We start from the raw sequence: 15,755 nt of genomic DNA, 5'->3' as shown, positions 1-15,755 counted from the left end.
CCATGACCAGGACCGTGATCCGCGCGCCCCGCGAGCTGCACGGCATGAGCGCCCGCGAGCTGCGGGCCGCGCTGCAGGACGTCCCCGACGACGCCTACCCGCGGTTCCGGTTGACCGCGAGCTGGCACAACGACGGCGGCCGCGCCCTCGAAGTGACGATCGAGACACCGGCGACGTAGCCGACCTCGGAGCCTCCCTCCCCGCGCTGCTGCCCGCGGGGAGGCCGGGGCCGCGGCGTCCCTTGACCGACCCGCGGCCCGCACGGCCGGCCGGTGCCTCCACCCCTGGGCACCGGCCGGCCACCCACTTCCGGCTGTAACCCCCGAACCACCGATCCATCCGGGAGAGCACGTGAGCAACACCGCCCGGGGCGACGAGGACGTCCCAGGCCAGGACCCCCAAGACCAGGCGGCCGCGCCCCGCCTGATCAACGCCGACCGCTTCGAATGGGAACGGCTACTGCGGCGCATCATCCTCCCGGTCGAGCGCGACCCGAAACGCCGGAAGTCCGCACCGTCGCCGCAGAACGTCATGCTCGTCGGCCTCGTCGGCGCCACCTACGCAGACCCCGACGGAACCCGCGTCCGGCCCGGCACCAAGCTGCTGGCCAAGGTCACCGGGCTGAGCGAGGACGTCGTCGGCCGCTGCCTGCGCCGGCTCGTCGCGTACGGCCTCTACAACCAGCTCGAATCCGGCAGCAGCTACGGCCGCGGCCAGCGCGCCAGCGACTACCGGCTCAGCTACCCCGAGGACCTACTCGAACGATTCGAGCTCCTGCCCGCCAGCGAGCTCCCGGACGACGAAACGCCGCCGGCGCCCTGTGGACAACCGGCCGTCCGCGTCGAACTGACGGCGCCAGCGCCCTGTGAACAACCCGATCACACGGCGCCAGCGCCACCTGTTCCGGCCGCGGTCGCACTCGATCACACGGCGCTAGCGCCCCCTGATGACCCGATCACACGGCGCCAGCGCCTCGATCAGGTGGCGCTAGCGCCCACCCACCAACCCATAGACCAACCACCACTACGACCAACCCACTCTCGGCCGAGCACTGCGGTCACCCCTCCCACGCGCGACGGCGTCGACCTGTGGACAGCCAAAGTCGATCCCGCTCTCGGCCTTGGGGTGCATCCGTGGCGAGGCGTTGCCCGAGTCCCGGGGCGCTTAGTGCCGTCCGACCCGGCCGACCATCCCGGGTCGACGGACGCCGCGGCCGCCGTCGACGCCCCCGCCGACGCGACTCCGACGGTTCCGCTGCCCCAGATGCCGGATCCCGGCCCGGGCCGACGCACCGCCGCAGGCGGCCGCGGCCATCTGCGCCTCGTCCACTCCACACCCGACAGGAGACCCGCATGACCCCCACGTCACACCGCGTCGCAGCGGCCTGGGATTCGCTCCAGACCGACGCCGCCGTGAACGCGTTCAACGCCCATGAGCCGACCAGCCCCTACACGTTGGCGATGGGCGGGTACCTCGAATGCCGAGGCTGCGGCCGCTTCGCCCTCAGCTCGACCGAGCAGTTCCGGCACCGTGTGGCCGAGGCGCTGGACGCCGCGCGCCAGGTCGCGGCAGCGCCCGCGACCGCAGACGAGGCGTCGAGCTCGGCGCCCGGCGCGGCCGCCGTAGCGGACCCTCACGCCTTGGCCGCGCTCGCCCTGGCGCCACAGCACGAGCGCGTCCCCCTGCGCCCGGCGGGCCGCACGGTCCAGGTGCACTTCGCGGTGTTCGCCGGCGACGGTACCGACGACCAGCTAGACCGCGATCCGATCGGCGAACGCACCCTGCAGTTCCCGCTGGAGATCGTCGACCGCGTCGCCGACCCCCGCCAGCAGCTGCTGCAGCACGTCACGTGGCGTCGCTGGTCCGCTGAGGTCCGAGAGGCGCTGACGCTGATCCTGGCGCCCTGCGACACCTGCGGCGGCGCCAGCCTGTGCCCGGGCTGCGCCGGCGCCGCGCACCTGTTCGGCGTCTCCTGCGTGACCTGCGACGGCACGGGGCGCTGCCCGGCGTGCACGGACACGACGGTCGGCATCCGGATCAGATTCGAGCCCAACGAACCGACGGTCGAGGAGAGGGCCGAACGGCTCGTCACCATCTTCCGCGGCTCGGTGTCGCGGCTCGAGGACGGCGTGGACTATCTCGCCGGCCAACCCGGGCGGGCCAAGGACCGCCAGGCCTACCTGCGCGCGGCCGAGATCGCCCGAGGCCGCTCGGAGAAGTCCGGCCCGGCGTCGTCTGCCGGAGGCGGGCAGTGAGCGGCCGGATCTGGGCGTACATCGGGCTCGTGCTGGGCGGGGCGTTCAGCGTCTGCCTGAACGTTCGGCACACGTACATGCCGGCGTCCGGCGCGCCGGACGGTTGGGGCCCGGAGTGGCTCGCTGTCGCGCTCGCCGTGTTCTGGCCGGTCGCGGTCGTCGTCGGTATCGAGATCCTGGCCCGCAACACGTGGCGCCACGGCTGGCGGTGGACCCTCGCCCGCCGCGGCGGGCTGGTCCCGGTGATCGCGGTGGCCGCGTTCGTCTCCTATCAGCACGCGTCCGCGCTGCTGGCCTACTACGGCGAGGACCGCCTCACCGTAGCCGTCGGGCCGCTCGCGATCGATGGGCTGATGGTCACCGCGACCGCCGCGCTGCTCTCCACCGCGCAGCGCGCAGGCGAGGTGATCGACGCCGCGGCGCCGCTGGCCGAACCCGGCCCGGACCCGGCCGTCATGGACGCGTGGTGGCCCGAGCTCGCCGCGGCCTGGGACGCCGAGGCCGCCATCCTGAACGCTCAGGAAGAGGCCACTGACCAGGCACGACGTCGCGCGGCCGCGGAGGCAGCCGCCGCGGCCGCGCACGCCGGGCGCGACCGGGCACAGGCCAGCCGCGCCGGACTGTGGGAGCAGCTCTCCGACGCGCTGCACCGTTCCGACCAGCGGCCGACTGACGAACAGGTCCGGCAATGGCTGAGCGACGAGGCCGAGCTGGAGGGCCGGGTGCCCAGCCGTGCCCTCACGCGCGGGTTCTGGCGCCGCGCACCGGGTTCAGCGCGGATCGACGAGCTGCGCCGCGAGGTCGAACAGGCATGCGGCGAGCAGCCCGCCGAGGGCGTGCCCGCGGCGACTGACCCGGCGCCTGCAATCCCCGGAGAGGACTGACGTGTACCGGCTCTTCATCTCCTACACCCACGTCGTCGGCGGCCGGCTCAGAGCCGACAACTGCGGCATCACCCGTGCCCTGCCCGTCAGCAGCATGGACGACATCGACTCCCTGCAGGAGCGGATCGCCCGCGACTATCCGGGCCGCCGCGAGATCCGTGTCGGCAGCTGGCAGGAGTTCGGCCCGCGTCCGGAGGACCAGTTAGCCGCCATCGTCGCCGGCACCCTGACCCCGGCGCCGATCGAGCTGGCCCCGTGAACCGCACCGGCCGCTTCTTTGCCCGCGCGATCAACGACGTCGCTCGGGTGCACCCGGACTCGCTGGCGTTCCGGCGTGGCGTCGACACCGCGTTCGTGCTCGACCTGGCGCCCGACCGCGAGCTGCTGGTCACCGCGATCAAGACCCGCTACCGCCGCGGGACCGCGTGGTTCCGCGTCCAGACCCAGCGTCCACCGAGGAGCCCCCGTGCCCGCCATATCCACGTCCGCTGAGATCACCCCGCACATCGCCCGCCAGGCCCTGCACCACCTGGGCCAGGGCGGCGGCTACGCGTCCGGCACGTACGTCACCGCGTTGTTCGGCGCGATCAGCGCCGCCGACCTGGAGCAGCGGCACCGCCTGTCCGGCCCGTACCCGGCGTACGTCGCCGCGATCCAGCTCGGCGACCTCCCTGGCGGTATCGAGGCGTTGAACGCGATCGCCATCGACATCGACACCGGCGCCGAGAGCATCGACACCCATACTGCCGGACGCCCCGAGACGTACGTGTCCCAGCGGCTGCGTGTCGTCGACGCGATCGACGCGCTGTTCGAGCGCGAGATGGGCACCGGGCCGGACAGCCTGCTTGTCCACGACGGATGGCGCGGCCTCCTGCTGCGCCTCCAGGATGACGTCTCCCAGCTCGCGGGTCTTGAGCTTGCGCTCGCCGCGATGGAGGCCCAGCGGGTCCTGCTCGTCGGCGACTGGGGCGATACCTGCGCGGGCAACGGCCGACGGATCGCCCGGCTGGCCTACGAAGGCAACCCCGGCTCGGCCACCAGCGCTATCTCGGCGAGGTGGACCGAGGTCTCCTACCGCTACCAGCGCCGGGCCCAGTGCGCGCTGCGCGCGGCCGCTGGCGAGATCCGGCTGTACAACGACGTGCTGCGGAGCCTGGCGGGTGAGGACGACAACCCGCGCACCATGTACGGCGCCCCGCAGGAGCCGCCGCCGCCGGTCATCCCGGCCGGCCTCGACCCCGCGCTGATCCCCGCCACCATCACGGCCACCCGGAGCCTCGACTATGCCGCCGAGCTGCTCGACGACTACCGCGACGCGTTCGAGGTCGAGAACGAGGACGACCACGGCTACGTCACCACCGAGTGCATCGTGCCCGAGCACCTGATCGACGAGGCCAACCAGATGCGCGAGCAGATGGACGAAGCAGGTGGCCCGGCGGCCCTTGTCGTGTGGGCCGACGCCGTCGTCCTCGACCTCCTCGGCCCGCTCCGCGCGACCGCGATCACCGCGGCGGTACGGACAGCCGGCCAGTCGTCGTGAGGTGGCGCAGCGGCCCGACGCCGGCGTGGGACGATCCGGGGGACGACGACCGGACCGATTGGCGGTGGGCGTCGCTCTGCCGCGCGCTGCGCCGCTGCCGGGCCCGGATCGTGCGGAGGATCCGCCGGCGGTGACCGAGCACCAGCCGGAGCTGTTCGGGCTGCCGGTCGAGCCTCCATCGCGGGAGGCCCGGCCGGCAGTGCCGCGTCCGCGGCGGCCGCCGCAGTCCGGGCGGTGCCGGTGGTGCCACGGCACGATTCTCTGGGCGCCGACCGAGGCCTCCGCCGGTACCCGGATCATGCCGCTGGATATCGACGTCACCGAGGACGGCCTGTGCGTCCTGGTCGCGGCCGCCGACGGAACCGGCAATCCCTGGGTGCGGGTCCTCGGCCGCAGCCGCCCAATCCCGCCCGAGCTCGCCGACTTCGACCGGCGAACCGCCCACCAGTACTCCTGCCCCGGCGGCTCCTGGCAGGCGAAGCGGAAGATAGGCCCGTGACCACCGGGATTCATGCATTCTTGCTCGCTCGCTACGACGAGATCGAGCAGACCGCGCGAGCAGCCGTCGAGGCATCCGGTAACCGCGGCGGGGGAGGCGTTTGGGTCGCCGCCGCCGACGTCGCCGACGGTGAACGCGACCCTTGGGACAACGACGAGAGCGGCTACGTCCTCTACGCCGATGGCGACAACCGGCGCGACGTCCTGATCTACGACGAGGGCAGCTGCCGCGTCGAGCAGGCCCGGCACATCGCCCTGCACGACCCGGCCAGCGTCCTGCTGGATGTCGCCCTGAAGCGGCGGCTGGTGGACCTGCACGACGAGACCGGACACCGCGACTGCTCGTACTGTCGCTATCAGGGCGGCGACTGGCCATGCGAGACGCTGCGGCTCATGGCGCAGCCGTTCACCACTCACCCGGCTTACGACGCGGCCTGGCGGCCCGAGTGACCACCGGGGCGTGCGTGCTGATCCACCGGCGCGCACCGGAACGCACCCGGGGCACGCGGCCGCCGTCGCTGGTGTGCTTCGGCTGCGAGCGGTCGCTACGCAGCATGCTGGTCGGCGCCGACGTCGTCGACGACAGCGGCCTGATCCGATCGCGGATCCGCGGGCTGCCCGAGCTGGACGCCGAGCTCGCCGAGTCGCTCGCCGCGACCGGCCACGGCCGCGCCGCCGGCGTCGTGGGCAGCTCGTCGACGAGCGCGCCGCTGCCCTTCGACGCCGGCGTCAGCGCCCAGCGGCAGGCGATCGCCGTGGTGCTGCGCCGATGGACCGGCGACGTCGCGGAGGCCCGCGGCCTGGACGGACCCGGCCACCCGGAGCGGCCGGAGGAGGCCGCGCCCTGGCTGGAGCGCCAACTCGAGTGGATCGCCGCCCAGTCGCCCATCACGCAGTTCGCCCACGAAATCCGTGCGCTGCGAGATGGCGCCCTCGCCCGCCTCGACCCGGTGCACACGGCGCGGGTCCGGATCGGCTGGTGCGCCGAGACCGGCGCCGACTGCCCGGGCGCGCTCACCGCGGCGATCGTCACGAACGACACCACCCTCCCCGGCCAGGTCGCGTGTGACACCTGCAGCGCGAAGTGGTCCCCGATCGACTGGGCCAAGCTCGGCCGCGCGCTCACGAAAGCCCGCCGGGAAGCGGTCAGCTGACCCCGCTCGACCGTGTTCGCACCTATGTTCGACTCTGTGGCGGAGTCAATCGAGGATCGGCCCGAGCGCTGCCCGGTGGGTCACCTGCTGGTGCCCGGCCGGATGCTCGTGGGCTGGAAGCCCTGCGAATGCATCACCGGGGGCGGCGGTCACCGCACCATTACCTGCCGGGAGCCGGTCGGCGACCCGCCTGCGGAATGCGGCGCGACCTGGGAGCGCCCGGCATGCAAGGGCGAGCATCGGCCACCTTCGCCGTACAGGCGTACGGTTTAGCTGTGGCTCGTAGGCCACGGCGCGTCGGCGTATCGACCGCCTGGGAACTCGCGTCGTACGCGCGTACGGTGCGCTCATGATCCGGATGGGCGCATGGCTCAGCGCCCGGGACATCGCCGCCGTCCTCCACGTACCGATCGGCACTGTCTACTACTGGGCGAGCCTCGACCAGTGGCCCCGAACGATCACCGGCCGCCCCGTCCGATACTCCTGGGAATCTGCCGCCGAGAGCTACGCGATCCGAAGAGAAGAAGGCGCGTCGCTTGACGGCGTGACCAGCAGCCAAGCATCCTGTGATCAGTGTGACGATTCCTGTCCGGGGTAATACTTTGGCCGCTGGCGGGGAGCCCCCGCGGCGCCGCGGGAAGTCGTCGGCTGCGGGCGTTCGGAACAGGGGTCTCGTGGGTCCGGCGACGTGGACCTAACCCGCCTCTCACCACTTCACATCCCGAGCGGCTCAAGTGCACGGAGTCCTTCACGGCCGGGAGTAGCGTGGGAAGTCCAGGGCAGCCCGGTAACCAGCCCTCCGGGAAGTGCGGGACTGATCACCCCGGGCGGACGAAGCCTCGGCATCCATCGCGCGAAAGCGGGAAGCGGAGCCGGGGCTTCGTCGTGTTCACCGTCTCACCGAGTAGTACCCGGCCGGGTGAGCCCCGAGCAGTCCGCCCGGCCGGCACCATCACGCGGGAGGTCGATCGTGGCCGTTGTTCACCCCGAGATCGGTCAGCAGCGGGTGGTACAGCGGTGGTTCTGGCTGGACCGATCCCATGGTGAGCACTTCCGGCGCTGCTCCTGGTGCGGCAGTGTGCACCCCGAGGACCTGGCGGCCGAGCCGGAGTGGCTACGGACCGAGTGGGCTGACCGGAAGTACGGCTGGCCTCACAAGCTGTACGTCGACCTGCCCGTCCAGGACGGACCCCAGCTGGCTGTGGTCGGCACGCGGTGGAGCAGCGCGGCCGACGACTCATGGATCGCCTGGAGCGACCTCACGCCGGACCAGCGCGCCGTTGCTGAGCGGGACGGATACGGGCCACGTGGCGGCGACGAGCCGGCGCCCGATTTCGTCCTGCTCGGCGACCGGGTCGCGCACCACGCGAAGTTCTACGTGACGCACCTCGCCGATCCGCAGCTCGACGTCGCGGTCAAGCGGGCGATCGAGGCCCGATCAGGGCTGCGGTTCACGTTCACTGACGACGGCCACGTCCGATGGGCTCCGGCCGCCTGACCGTCGGCCCTCGCTGCGGCCCCGATGGTCCCGCGTTACTACGCAGGTCCGACAGTTCCTCGCTGCGGGCGGGAGGCCGACCGTGCTCAACCTCGACGATCCGTACAACTGGCGGCGGAACCGGGACGCACCGTCGGACACCATCGAGCGGCGTGTCGCCGAGGACATCATGGCCGTCCTCAACTTCGCCGCGGTGATCGTGCTGCTGCTGACGCTCCTGCTGATCTGGGAGACGCTGCTGCACCCGATGCGGCCGCACGATCCACACCTCCCGCCGCCGGCGCCGTCCGCTACGCCGAGCAGGTAGACGGTGAGTGCCCGTACTGCAGGCCGGAAGGGCAGGCCGTGGCGCAGGCTGCGCGACCTGGTGCTGGCCGCGAGCGGTGGCATCTGCGCGCTGTGCGGATTACCGGGGGCGAACAGCGTCGACCACATCGTGCCGCTGAGTAAGGGGGGTGCCCCCATGGCACCGAGCAACCTGCGGGCCGCTCACTCCACGTGTAACTCGAAGCGAGGCAACCGCATGCAGTTACGCACAGTGAAGACATCGCGTGACTGGTACGGGCGCGAGTGACGCGATGACCAGCGGAAACGGACAGAGTTTTTTAAACCGGACATATGGGGGACCCCCTGCACTTGCCTCCCCGTTTCTCTCCCCGGCCAACGCCCCCGCCAAAGCGGACATAGCGCAGGGTGGGCAGTCACGCGGCGTAGCTCGGTAACGCTGCGTGATCAGGCAAGGGGAGGGGACCAGCCGGGCCCGGTCGAGGCCGCGTTCCGCGAGGACCTCGAGGCGCTCGGCGCGATCGCCGGCCCGTTCAACCGCACGCTGACCGCCGCGGCGGTCGCCGCGGCCCGCTCGCTCGACGACGGCCCGGAGAACAGCACCGCCGCCGTGCTCAAGGAGCTGCGCGCCACGCTCGACAAGCTCGCTGAGGGGGTGAGGCGCGCTGACGACGACGCTCTCGCGGGGCTGTCCACCCCCGTACACGGGAGTTCCGGAGCTAACGTGCCTGCCCCGGTGGGGGACGCCGCGCAGGCCTGAGCGTCCGACGTACGGGCCGAAGGTCGCCGAGGTCGCGGCGCGCCTGGGCAAACCGATGCTGCCGTGGCAGCGGTACGTCTCCGACGTCGCGTACGAGATCAACCCGTGGACCGGGCGGCTGGTCTACCGCGAGATCGTCGTCACGGTCCCGCGCCAGTCGGGCAAGACGACGCTGATCCTGCCGGTCGAGGTGCACCGGGCCCTCGCGTTCCCCACGATCACCGGCGACCGCCAGACCATCCTCTACGGCGCGCAGACCGGTAAGGACGCGCGGATCAAGTGGGAGGACGAGCACCTCTACCTGCTCGACAAGTCGCCCTACGCGCGGCTGTACCGCAAGCGCCTGGTCAACGGTCGTGAGGCGATCCTCTGGAACAACGGCAGCGTCCACGGCATCGTCGCCGGTACCGAGAAGGCCGGGCACGGCCCGACCCTCGACCTCGGCGTCCAGGACGAGGCCTTCGCGCTGATCGACGGCCGGGCCGAGCAGGCGATGAAGCCCGCGATGAACACCCGCCTCGACCCGCAGTTCTGGGTTACCTCGACCGCCGGCACGGCGAAGTCGCTGTACCTGCTCGACAAGGTCGAGATCGGACGGGCCGCGGTCGAGGGCGGCGTCACCGACGGCATCGCCTACTTCGAGTGGTCTGCCGATCCCGAGGCTGACCCGGGTGACCCGGCGACGTGGCACTCGTGCATGCCGGCCCTGGGTGTGCTCGGCGCGACCACCGAGGCGGTCGTCCGCGCCGCGTACCTCAGCATGAAGCGCCCGGAGTTCCGCCGGGCGTTCCTCAACATCGCCGACACCGAGGCCGAGGCCGAGTCGGTGATCGAGGCCGAGGTCTGGCAGTCGCTGGCCGACGAGGACAGCCGGATCGTCGGCCAGGTGGCGATCGCCGCGGACATGACGCCGGAGCGGTCGTACGGATCGATCGCGATCGCCGGCCTCAACGACCAGGGCCAGCTGCACGTCGAGTTGGTCGACCACCGGCCCGGCACCGGCTGGATGAAGAACTGCATCGCCGACCTCGCCGAGGCTCGCCAGCCGGTCGCGCTGATCGTCGACCCGGCCGGGCCCGCCGGATCGCTCATCCCGGATCTGACCGCCCGCGGCCTCGAGCTGGTGACACCGAGCGCCCGGGAGGCGGCTCAGGCCGCCGGCGACTTCTACGAGGCGTGCGTCGAGACCGGCGACCTGCGGCACATCGACCAGGCGCAGCTCAACGCCGCGGTGGCCGCCGGGCAGAAGCGGCCGCTCGGCGACGCGTGGGCGTGGGCCCGGGCGTCGATGTCCGCCGACATCAGCCCGCTGGTCGCGGTGACGCTCGCATCGTGGGGCTGGACGAAGTTCGGCCACGAAGAGCCCTACGACCCGCTGAACAACATCTGGTGATGGGAGCCTTCGTGCGCGTTCGGATGATGCGGCTGCTGCCCGGCCTGGCCGACGCCACCGGCAGAGGCCTGCGGCTTCTGCCGGGCGTGGCCGGCGCGCTGCTGCTGTCCGGGGCGGCGTGGATGCTCACCCCGGTCGCCGGGCTCGCCGTCGCCGGCGTCTTCCTGCTGGCCGTCGACTGGCGGTTGTCGCGGTGAGCGTGTTCTTCCGGAGCTCGCCCGCGCTGCAGCGCCAATGGCTGCCCGATCCGCCGCTGGTCAACCCGCCGAGCATGCTCAGCTCGTTCGCCAACGCACTACCGCGGACACCGCAGGCCGGCCTGCAGAAGGTCGCGATCTGGGCGTCGGTGGTGCTGATCTCCAGCCTCGGGTCGACGCTGCCGCTGCAGCACTACCGCGGCGAGGGCGACCACGCGAAGCAGCTGCCGCTGACGCCGTTCCTCGAGGACCCGTCGGGTGAGGGCTACGGCGCGAGTGACTGGCTGCAGCAGATGTTCTTCGCGCTGCTGCTGGCCGGGAACGTCACCGGCGACGTTCTCGCCCGCGGCGGGCCGAGCGGCCTCCCGACGCAGATCCTGCTGCTCGCGCCGGGCGACGCGATCGGCTGGCGTGACCCGCAGGACGGCAAGGTCACCTGGCGCGTGCACGGCAAAGAGCGGCCGGCCGCGAACATCTGGCACCGCCGGGCGTACCCGATGTCCGGGCAGGTCATGGGTCTCTCGCCGATCGAGCAGCACGCCCTCACGATCGGCCAGGGCCTGTCGGCCGCCCGGTACGGCGCGCAGTGGTTCACCGACGGCGCGCACCCGTCCGCGCTGTTGACCAACGACGAGGCTCAGCTCAACCGCGGCCAGGCGCTTGAGGCGAAGCTGCGGTTCCTGCAGGCCCTGCGCGGTCGCCGGGAACCGGTCGTGTTCGGCCGCGGCTGGAAGTACCAGGCGATCCAGGTCTCGGCCGAGGAGTCGCAGTTCCTGCAGACGCAGGGCTACACCAGCGCCGAGTGCGCCCGCATCTACGGGCCCGGCATGCCGGAGGTCCTCGGCTACGAGACCGGCGGGACGCTGACGTACCAGAACCGCGAGCAGCGCGTCCTGGACCTGCTCGCCTACACCCTCGACCCGTGGCTCGCCCGCGCCGAGCGGTGGCTCAGCGCGCTGCTTCCCGCCGGCGAGTACGTCCGCTTCGAGCGGGCCGCGCTGCTGCGCACCAGCACCCTCGACCGCTACCGGGCGCACGCCCTCGCGTTGGCCAACCGCTGGCTGACCGTGAACGAGGTCCGCGCGATTGAGGACCAGCCGCCCGTGCCGTGGGGCGACCAACCGAACGAACCGAAGGCAACCACGCCGCCGGGCACCGGCGCGCCGGAGAAGGACGAGGGGTGAGCATGGCGGCCAAGAGCGACCGCGGCGCCGCGAAGCCGGAGGCCCGTTCCACCCGGGCCTACCCGGTGCAGCTGGAGGTCCGAGCCAAGGCCGGCGGCGTCAGCACGCTGACCGGGTACGCGTCGGTGACCGAAGCGCCGTACGAGATGTGGGACTGGCTCGGCCCCTACACCGAGACCGTCCGCGCTGGTGCATTCGCCAAGACGCTGCAGGAGAACCCCGGTGTGCAGCTGCTGCTCAACCACGGCGGCCTGTCGATGGCCTACACCAAGGCCGGGACGCTGCGGCTGTCCGAGGACACGACCGGCCTGCACATGGAGGCCGACGTCAACGGCAAGCGCCGCGACGTCGGCGACATGCTCGCCGCGATCGAGGACCTCGCCGTCGACGAGATGTCCTTCGCGTTCCGCATCACCCGGCAGCGCTGGTCGCCGGATTACGAGGAGCTCGCGGTCGAGGAAGTCGACCTGCACCGCGGCGACGTGAGCGTGGTCAACTTCGGCGCGAACCCGTCGACGTCGGTCGAGTCCGCGCGGTCGTTCGACCCAGGCCGCCTCTCCGACGAGGCCGCCCGCGATCTGCTCGAGCGCCTGCAGCGCCGGTTCGCTCCGGCGACCCACGAACCCGCCGGGCACGACCCGGCGCTCAGCCGGGCGCGCCTCGCGCTGCTCGGCTAGCCCCTACCGCTCGCACCTCTGACGCGCCGGAGCCCACGCCGGAGCGCGCTTCGGCGTGCCACCACCTGGGCCACCACCCCGACGACCGCGAGCGCGACCCCCGTTCATCCCATCGAAGGGAGCCCAGCTGATGCTGGAGTACCTGCGCCGTCTGCTCGCCGAGCTGACGGTGAAGCGGGCCGCGCTTAAGACCGACGCCGAGCGCGTCGTGGCCGCGGCCGAGACCGAGCAGCGCAAGCTGACCGACGACGAGAAGAAGACGATCGACGGCGCGCTCGACGCGATCCGCGGCGTCGACCAGGACATCACCGCCACCGAAGCGCGTATCGCCGAGATCGAGCAGACCGAGGAGCGTGCGACCCGCGCTGCGGCCGCGGCCGCGGCCGCCGGCCAGACCGGTGAGCAGCGCGAGCGCAACGCTGGCGGCGCCCAGGTGACCGACCCGGACCAGTACGCCAAGGGCGGCCAGCGGTCCTACTTCCGCGACATCATGCGCGCGCAGATGCTCGGCGACCACCAGGCCGCCGACCGGCTCCGCCGCAACGACCAGGCCGTCAACGCCGACCTGCACGCCCGGGCGCTCACCACCACCGACGGCGCCGGCGGCGAGTTCGTGCCGCCGCTGTGGATGATCCAGGAGTACATCACCCTCGCCCGGGCCGGCCGCATCACCGCCGATCGGCTGCGTCAGCTGCCGCTGCCGCCTGGTACTGACACGATCAGCCTGCCGCGCATCGCGACCGGTACGGCCACGGCCGAGCAGACCTCGCAGAACACCGCGGTGCAGAACACCGACGCGACCACCAACTCCGTGTCGGCCGCGGTCGCCACGATCGCCGGGCAGCAGGTCATCGCCCAGCAGCTGCTCGACCAGTCGCCGGTCAACATGGACGACGTCCTGCTGGCCGACCTCGCCGCGGACTACGCGACGAAGCTGGACGTCTTCGTCATCAACAACAACGCGACCAACAAGGTCGGTCTGCTCAACGTCGCCAGCGCCGTCGCGGTCACCTACACCGACGCGACGCCCACGCTGGCCGAGCTGTACCCGAAGGTCGCCGACGCGATCCAGCAGATCCACACCGCCCGGCTGCTGCCCGCGGACACGATCGTCATGCACCCGCGGCGCTGGGCGACGTTCCTGGCCGCAACCGACAGCCAGGGCCGACCGCTGGTCGTCCCCGCGGCGGGCATGCCGATGAACGCACTGGCCGTCCAGAACGGCGTCGCGTCCGAGGGCCTGGTCGGCTACCTGCAGGGCCTGCCCGTCTACGTCGACCCGAACATCCCGGTCACCCTCGGCGGCGGCACGGAGGACCGGATCCTGATCTTCCGGTCGATCGACTCGATCCTCTACGAGGGCACCCCCCGGTCGGAGGCCTTCCGCGAGACCAAGGCCGACCAGCTCTCGGTGCTGCTGCGGTTTTACAACTACGCCGCGCTGCACGCGTCCCGGTACCCCAAGTCGATCGGTGTCATCTCCGGCACCGGCCTCGTCACCCCTGTCTTCTGATCCGGAGGAACGCATGGCTGACAACGACGACGACACCGCACAGCCCGACACTCCGTCGCAGGACCTGGCGGAAGAGCAGCGCGCCGACGAGTCCTGGCCCCGGCCGGGCGAGGAAGGCTACGTCCACCCCGACGGCACCCCGCAGTCGGTGGAACAGCTGGCCGCCAACCGGCGCGCGGCCGCGGACCGGGCCCGCGCCGGGTCAGGCGTTCACGGCGCTCCGCGCGCCGCGCGGACGACCCGTGAGTCCGCGCCGCGCGAGACGCGGGGCTGAGCGTGCCCGACCAGCTGCCAGTGCGCAGCGTCCGCAGCGGCGCCGTGGGCTACCTCGAGGTGCCGACGGCCGAGGAGACCCACATCGCGGCGCTACTCGAGGAGCGTCGCGGTTATGTCGCACGCGGCCTGGACGACCGGGTCGCGCAGGTCGACGCCGAGCTGCAGCGGCTGGTGCCTGAGCCGCTGCAGCACGAGGAGCCTCCGGCCGGCGACGGGGAACCGCCGACCGGCGACGAGGAGCCTCCGGCCAGCGAGACGGAACCGGCGGCCGTCGACGCGGAACCGGCCGCCGTCGACGACACCGCCGTGCCGCCGCGCGCGACGACCCGACGGACGCGCCGCAGGTGACGGACCCCGGTGGCCGGACTGTCCTCCCGGCCGCCCGGCCACCGGGCCCGCACGACGAGGAGGTGAGCGATGGAGAGCTACTGCACCGTCGATGAGCTCCGCGCCCGGCTGAACGACACTCGCGAGACCCTCGACGCCGACGAGCTGCAGAGCAAGATCGACACCGCCAGCCGCGAGATCGACCTGCACTGCGGCCGCCGGTTCTGGCTCGACTCGGTCGCTACGCCGCGGGTGTACGAGGGCTGCAGCCGACAGGTGTTGATCGACGACGTCGGCGACACGACCGGGCTCATCGTCGAGGGCGCGGCCGACGGCGTCAGCTACAGCGCCATCGCGGCGAACGCGTACGAGTTGCAGCCGCTGAACGCCGCCGGCGACGGCCTGGTGCCGCACGCCTGGTGGCTGCTGGCCGAATCCCCGTACCCGGCATCGATGTGGGTGTGGCAGTCGCGGATCCGCGTGACCGCCCGGTGGGGCTGGTCGGCGGTCCCGACGCAGGTCCACGAGGCGGCGCTGCTGCGCGCCGCGGCGCTGTTCAAACGGCGCGAGTCACCGACCGGGTTCGCTGGCCTGGGCGAGTTCGGTGTGATGCGGGTCCGGCCCGGCGACGTCGACGTCACCGTGCTGCTGCAGAAGTTCGTGCGTCCGGACGGGTTCGCCTGACGTGGCAACGCTCGCGCAGGTCCGGGCCGGTATCCGCACGGTGCTCGAGGCAGCGATCCCGACGCTGACGGTGTACCCGTACCTCGACTCCGTCGTGACGCTGCCCGCCGCGGTGGTCATGGTCGGTGACGGCGTGGACTACCGGTCGACCTCGGGCCGCTCGCACATGGAGTGGCCGATCGATCTGATCGTGATGACGAGCAAGGCCCTCGTCGCTCCCGGCCAGATCGACCTGGACGAGCTGATCGACATCGACGGCGACAAGTCGATCCCGCGGGCACTGTTCGACTCCGACCTCGGACTGCCCCACACCCAGGCCCACGTCGCTTACCTGCGCGATTACGGGGGCCAGTGGGAAGCCGCCGGCGACGACCACATCGGCGCGGTCCTGCGCGTACCCGTCCACACCAGAGGAGCGTTCTGATGGCCACCCCGCGCAAGCACCGGTACCGGGTCGTCGGGCCCAACCCCTACCTCGACGTCGCGACCGGCGGCATCGTCACGATCGCCGAGGACAGCCCGATCAACGTCGGTGCGGCGGTCGCGGCGGGCTGCATCGAACCGATGTCGCAGGCCGCCCAGGACGCCGCTGGATCGCCGTCGACGACCGAGACCGGCCCGGAGAGCTGA

At 72.1% G+C, this 15,755-nt stretch carries 24 protein-coding genes; 23 read left to right on the top strand and 1 reads right to left on the bottom strand.

The window, feature by feature from the left end; genetic code table 11:
* The first annotated feature begins 2 nt into the window (after positions 1 to 2).
* The 13 genes from ACIBZJ_RS18955 (at position 3) to ACIBZJ_RS18895 (ending at position 8,403) form a co-directional block, all read left to right on the top strand.
* Entirely contained in the window at positions 3 to 179 is a 177-nt protein-coding gene (locus ACIBZJ_RS18955) for a hypothetical protein (protein ID WP_395931133.1), read from the top strand.
* Between the two features lie 172 nt (positions 180 to 351).
* Positions 352 to 1,356 (top strand): hypothetical protein, encoded by a 1,005-nt coding sequence (locus ACIBZJ_RS18950; RefSeq protein WP_395931131.1) that lies wholly within the window; start codon positions 352 to 354, stop codon positions 1,354 to 1,356.
* Complete coding sequence (locus ACIBZJ_RS18945; protein WP_395931129.1) at positions 1,353 to 2,255, top strand: hypothetical protein; 903 nt, start codon at positions 1,353 to 1,355, stop codon at positions 2,253 to 2,255. The genes ACIBZJ_RS18950 and ACIBZJ_RS18945 overlap by 4 nt, the downstream gene beginning before the upstream one ends.
* A complete protein-coding gene (locus ACIBZJ_RS18940; RefSeq protein ID WP_395931127.1) occupies positions 2,252 to 3,139 on the top strand; it encodes a hypothetical protein in 888 nt (295 codons plus the stop codon). The genes ACIBZJ_RS18945 and ACIBZJ_RS18940 overlap by 4 nt, the downstream gene beginning before the upstream one ends.
* A gap of 1 nt (position 3,140) precedes the next feature.
* A complete protein-coding gene (locus ACIBZJ_RS18935) occupies positions 3,141 to 3,398 on the top strand; it encodes a hypothetical protein (RefSeq protein WP_395931125.1) in 258 nt (85 codons plus the stop codon).
* The gene (locus tag ACIBZJ_RS18930; RefSeq protein ID WP_395931123.1) at positions 3,395 to 3,631 is read left to right on the top strand and encodes a hypothetical protein; all 237 of its coding nucleotides are present in this window, start codon (positions 3,395 to 3,397) and stop codon (positions 3,629 to 3,631) included. The genes ACIBZJ_RS18935 and ACIBZJ_RS18930 overlap by 4 nt, the downstream gene beginning before the upstream one ends.
* Positions 3,606 to 4,679: a hypothetical protein gene (locus ACIBZJ_RS18925; RefSeq protein WP_395931121.1), complete on the top strand. Its 1,074-nt coding sequence runs from the start codon at positions 3,606 to 3,608 to the stop codon at positions 4,677 to 4,679. The genes ACIBZJ_RS18930 and ACIBZJ_RS18925 overlap by 26 nt, the downstream gene beginning before the upstream one ends.
* Positions 4,680 to 4,809: 130 nt before the next feature.
* Positions 4,810 to 5,178: a hypothetical protein gene (locus ACIBZJ_RS18920; protein ID WP_395931119.1), complete on the top strand. Its 369-nt coding sequence runs from the start codon at positions 4,810 to 4,812 to the stop codon at positions 5,176 to 5,178.
* Positions 5,175 to 5,627 carry a DUF6221 family protein gene (locus ACIBZJ_RS18915; RefSeq protein ID WP_395931117.1) on the top strand — a complete coding sequence of 151 codons (453 nt, stop codon included), beginning with the start codon at positions 5,175 to 5,177 and terminating at the stop codon, positions 5,625 to 5,627. Before ACIBZJ_RS18920 ends, ACIBZJ_RS18915 begins: the two co-directional genes overlap by 4 nt.
* The gene (locus tag ACIBZJ_RS18910) at positions 5,624 to 6,331 is read left to right on the top strand and encodes a hypothetical protein (RefSeq protein WP_395931115.1); all 708 of its coding nucleotides are present in this window, start codon (positions 5,624 to 5,626) and stop codon (positions 6,329 to 6,331) included. The genes ACIBZJ_RS18915 and ACIBZJ_RS18910 overlap by 4 nt, the downstream gene beginning before the upstream one ends.
* A gap of 970 nt (positions 6,332 to 7,301) precedes the next feature.
* Entirely contained in the window at positions 7,302 to 7,829 is a 528-nt protein-coding gene (locus ACIBZJ_RS18905; RefSeq protein ID WP_395931113.1) for a hypothetical protein, read from the top strand.
* Between the two features lie 82 nt (positions 7,830 to 7,911).
* Entirely contained in the window at positions 7,912 to 8,136 is a 225-nt protein-coding gene (locus ACIBZJ_RS18900) for a hypothetical protein (RefSeq protein ID WP_395931111.1), read from the top strand.
* Between the two features lie 3 nt (positions 8,137 to 8,139).
* Positions 8,140 to 8,403, top strand: a complete 264-nt coding sequence (locus tag ACIBZJ_RS18895; RefSeq protein WP_395931109.1) for an HNH endonuclease — start codon at positions 8,140 to 8,142, stop codon at positions 8,401 to 8,403.
* A 158-nt stretch (positions 8,404 to 8,561) separates the two neighbouring features.
* On the opposite strand, the gene ACIBZJ_RS18890 is transcribed toward ACIBZJ_RS18895, so the two are convergent.
* Entirely contained in the window at positions 8,562 to 8,747 is a 186-nt protein-coding gene (locus ACIBZJ_RS18890) for a hypothetical protein (RefSeq protein WP_395931107.1), read from the bottom strand.
* A gap of 182 nt (positions 8,748 to 8,929) precedes the next feature.
* Between ACIBZJ_RS18890 and ACIBZJ_RS18885 the strand changes: the two genes are divergently transcribed.
* The 10 genes from ACIBZJ_RS18885 to ACIBZJ_RS18840 all read left to right on the top strand — a co-directional run bounded on the left by ACIBZJ_RS18885 (position 8,930) and on the right by ACIBZJ_RS18840 (position 15,755).
* Positions 8,930 to 10,267, top strand: a complete 1,338-nt coding sequence (locus ACIBZJ_RS18885; protein WP_395931105.1) for a terminase large subunit domain-containing protein — start codon at positions 8,930 to 8,932, stop codon at positions 10,265 to 10,267.
* An 11-nt stretch (positions 10,268 to 10,278) separates the two neighbouring features.
* Positions 10,279 to 10,464 carry a hypothetical protein gene (locus ACIBZJ_RS18880; RefSeq protein WP_395931103.1) on the top strand — a complete coding sequence of 62 codons (186 nt, stop codon included), beginning with the start codon at positions 10,279 to 10,281 and terminating at the stop codon, positions 10,462 to 10,464.
* Positions 10,461 to 11,648 carry a phage portal protein gene (locus tag ACIBZJ_RS18875; RefSeq protein ID WP_395931101.1) on the top strand — a complete coding sequence of 396 codons (1,188 nt, stop codon included), beginning with the start codon at positions 10,461 to 10,463 and terminating at the stop codon, positions 11,646 to 11,648. Before ACIBZJ_RS18880 ends, ACIBZJ_RS18875 begins: the two co-directional genes overlap by 4 nt.
* Before the next feature lie 2 nt (positions 11,649 to 11,650).
* A complete protein-coding gene (locus ACIBZJ_RS18870; RefSeq protein ID WP_395931099.1) occupies positions 11,651 to 12,325 on the top strand; it encodes an HK97 family phage prohead protease in 675 nt (224 codons plus the stop codon).
* 130 nt (positions 12,326 to 12,455) lie between these two features.
* Complete coding sequence (locus tag ACIBZJ_RS18865; protein WP_395931097.1) at positions 12,456 to 13,838, top strand: phage major capsid protein; 1,383 nt, start codon at positions 12,456 to 12,458, stop codon at positions 13,836 to 13,838.
* A gap of 13 nt (positions 13,839 to 13,851) precedes the next feature.
* The gene (locus tag ACIBZJ_RS18860; protein ID WP_395931095.1) at positions 13,852 to 14,112 is read left to right on the top strand and encodes a hypothetical protein; all 261 of its coding nucleotides are present in this window, start codon (positions 13,852 to 13,854) and stop codon (positions 14,110 to 14,112) included.
* Positions 14,113 to 14,114: 2 nt separating this feature from the next.
* Positions 14,115 to 14,462: a hypothetical protein gene (locus ACIBZJ_RS18855; RefSeq protein WP_395931094.1), complete on the top strand. Its 348-nt coding sequence runs from the start codon at positions 14,115 to 14,117 to the stop codon at positions 14,460 to 14,462.
* Positions 14,463 to 14,531: 69 nt separating this feature from the next.
* Positions 14,532 to 15,125, top strand: coding sequence for a phage gp6-like head-tail connector protein (locus tag ACIBZJ_RS18850; RefSeq protein ID WP_395931092.1), 594 nt, complete (start codon positions 14,532 to 14,534; stop codon positions 15,123 to 15,125).
* Position 15,126: 1 nt separating this feature from the next.
* Positions 15,127 to 15,549 carry a hypothetical protein gene (locus ACIBZJ_RS18845; RefSeq protein WP_395931090.1) on the top strand — a complete coding sequence of 141 codons (423 nt, stop codon included), beginning with the start codon at positions 15,127 to 15,129 and terminating at the stop codon, positions 15,547 to 15,549.
* Positions 15,549 to 15,755 carry a hypothetical protein gene (locus tag ACIBZJ_RS18840; protein WP_395931088.1) on the top strand — a complete coding sequence of 69 codons (207 nt, stop codon included), beginning with the start codon at positions 15,549 to 15,551 and terminating at the stop codon, positions 15,753 to 15,755. Before ACIBZJ_RS18845 ends, ACIBZJ_RS18840 begins: the two co-directional genes overlap by 1 nt.

The sequence above is a fragment of the Cryptosporangium sp. NPDC051539 genome (assembly GCF_044454545.1).
In the GTDB taxonomy this organism is placed as follows: domain Bacteria; phylum Actinomycetota; class Actinomycetes; order Mycobacteriales; family Cryptosporangiaceae; genus Cryptosporangium.
Note: the sequence above shows the minus strand (reverse complement) of the source record. Positions and strands in the feature narration are given on the sequence as shown.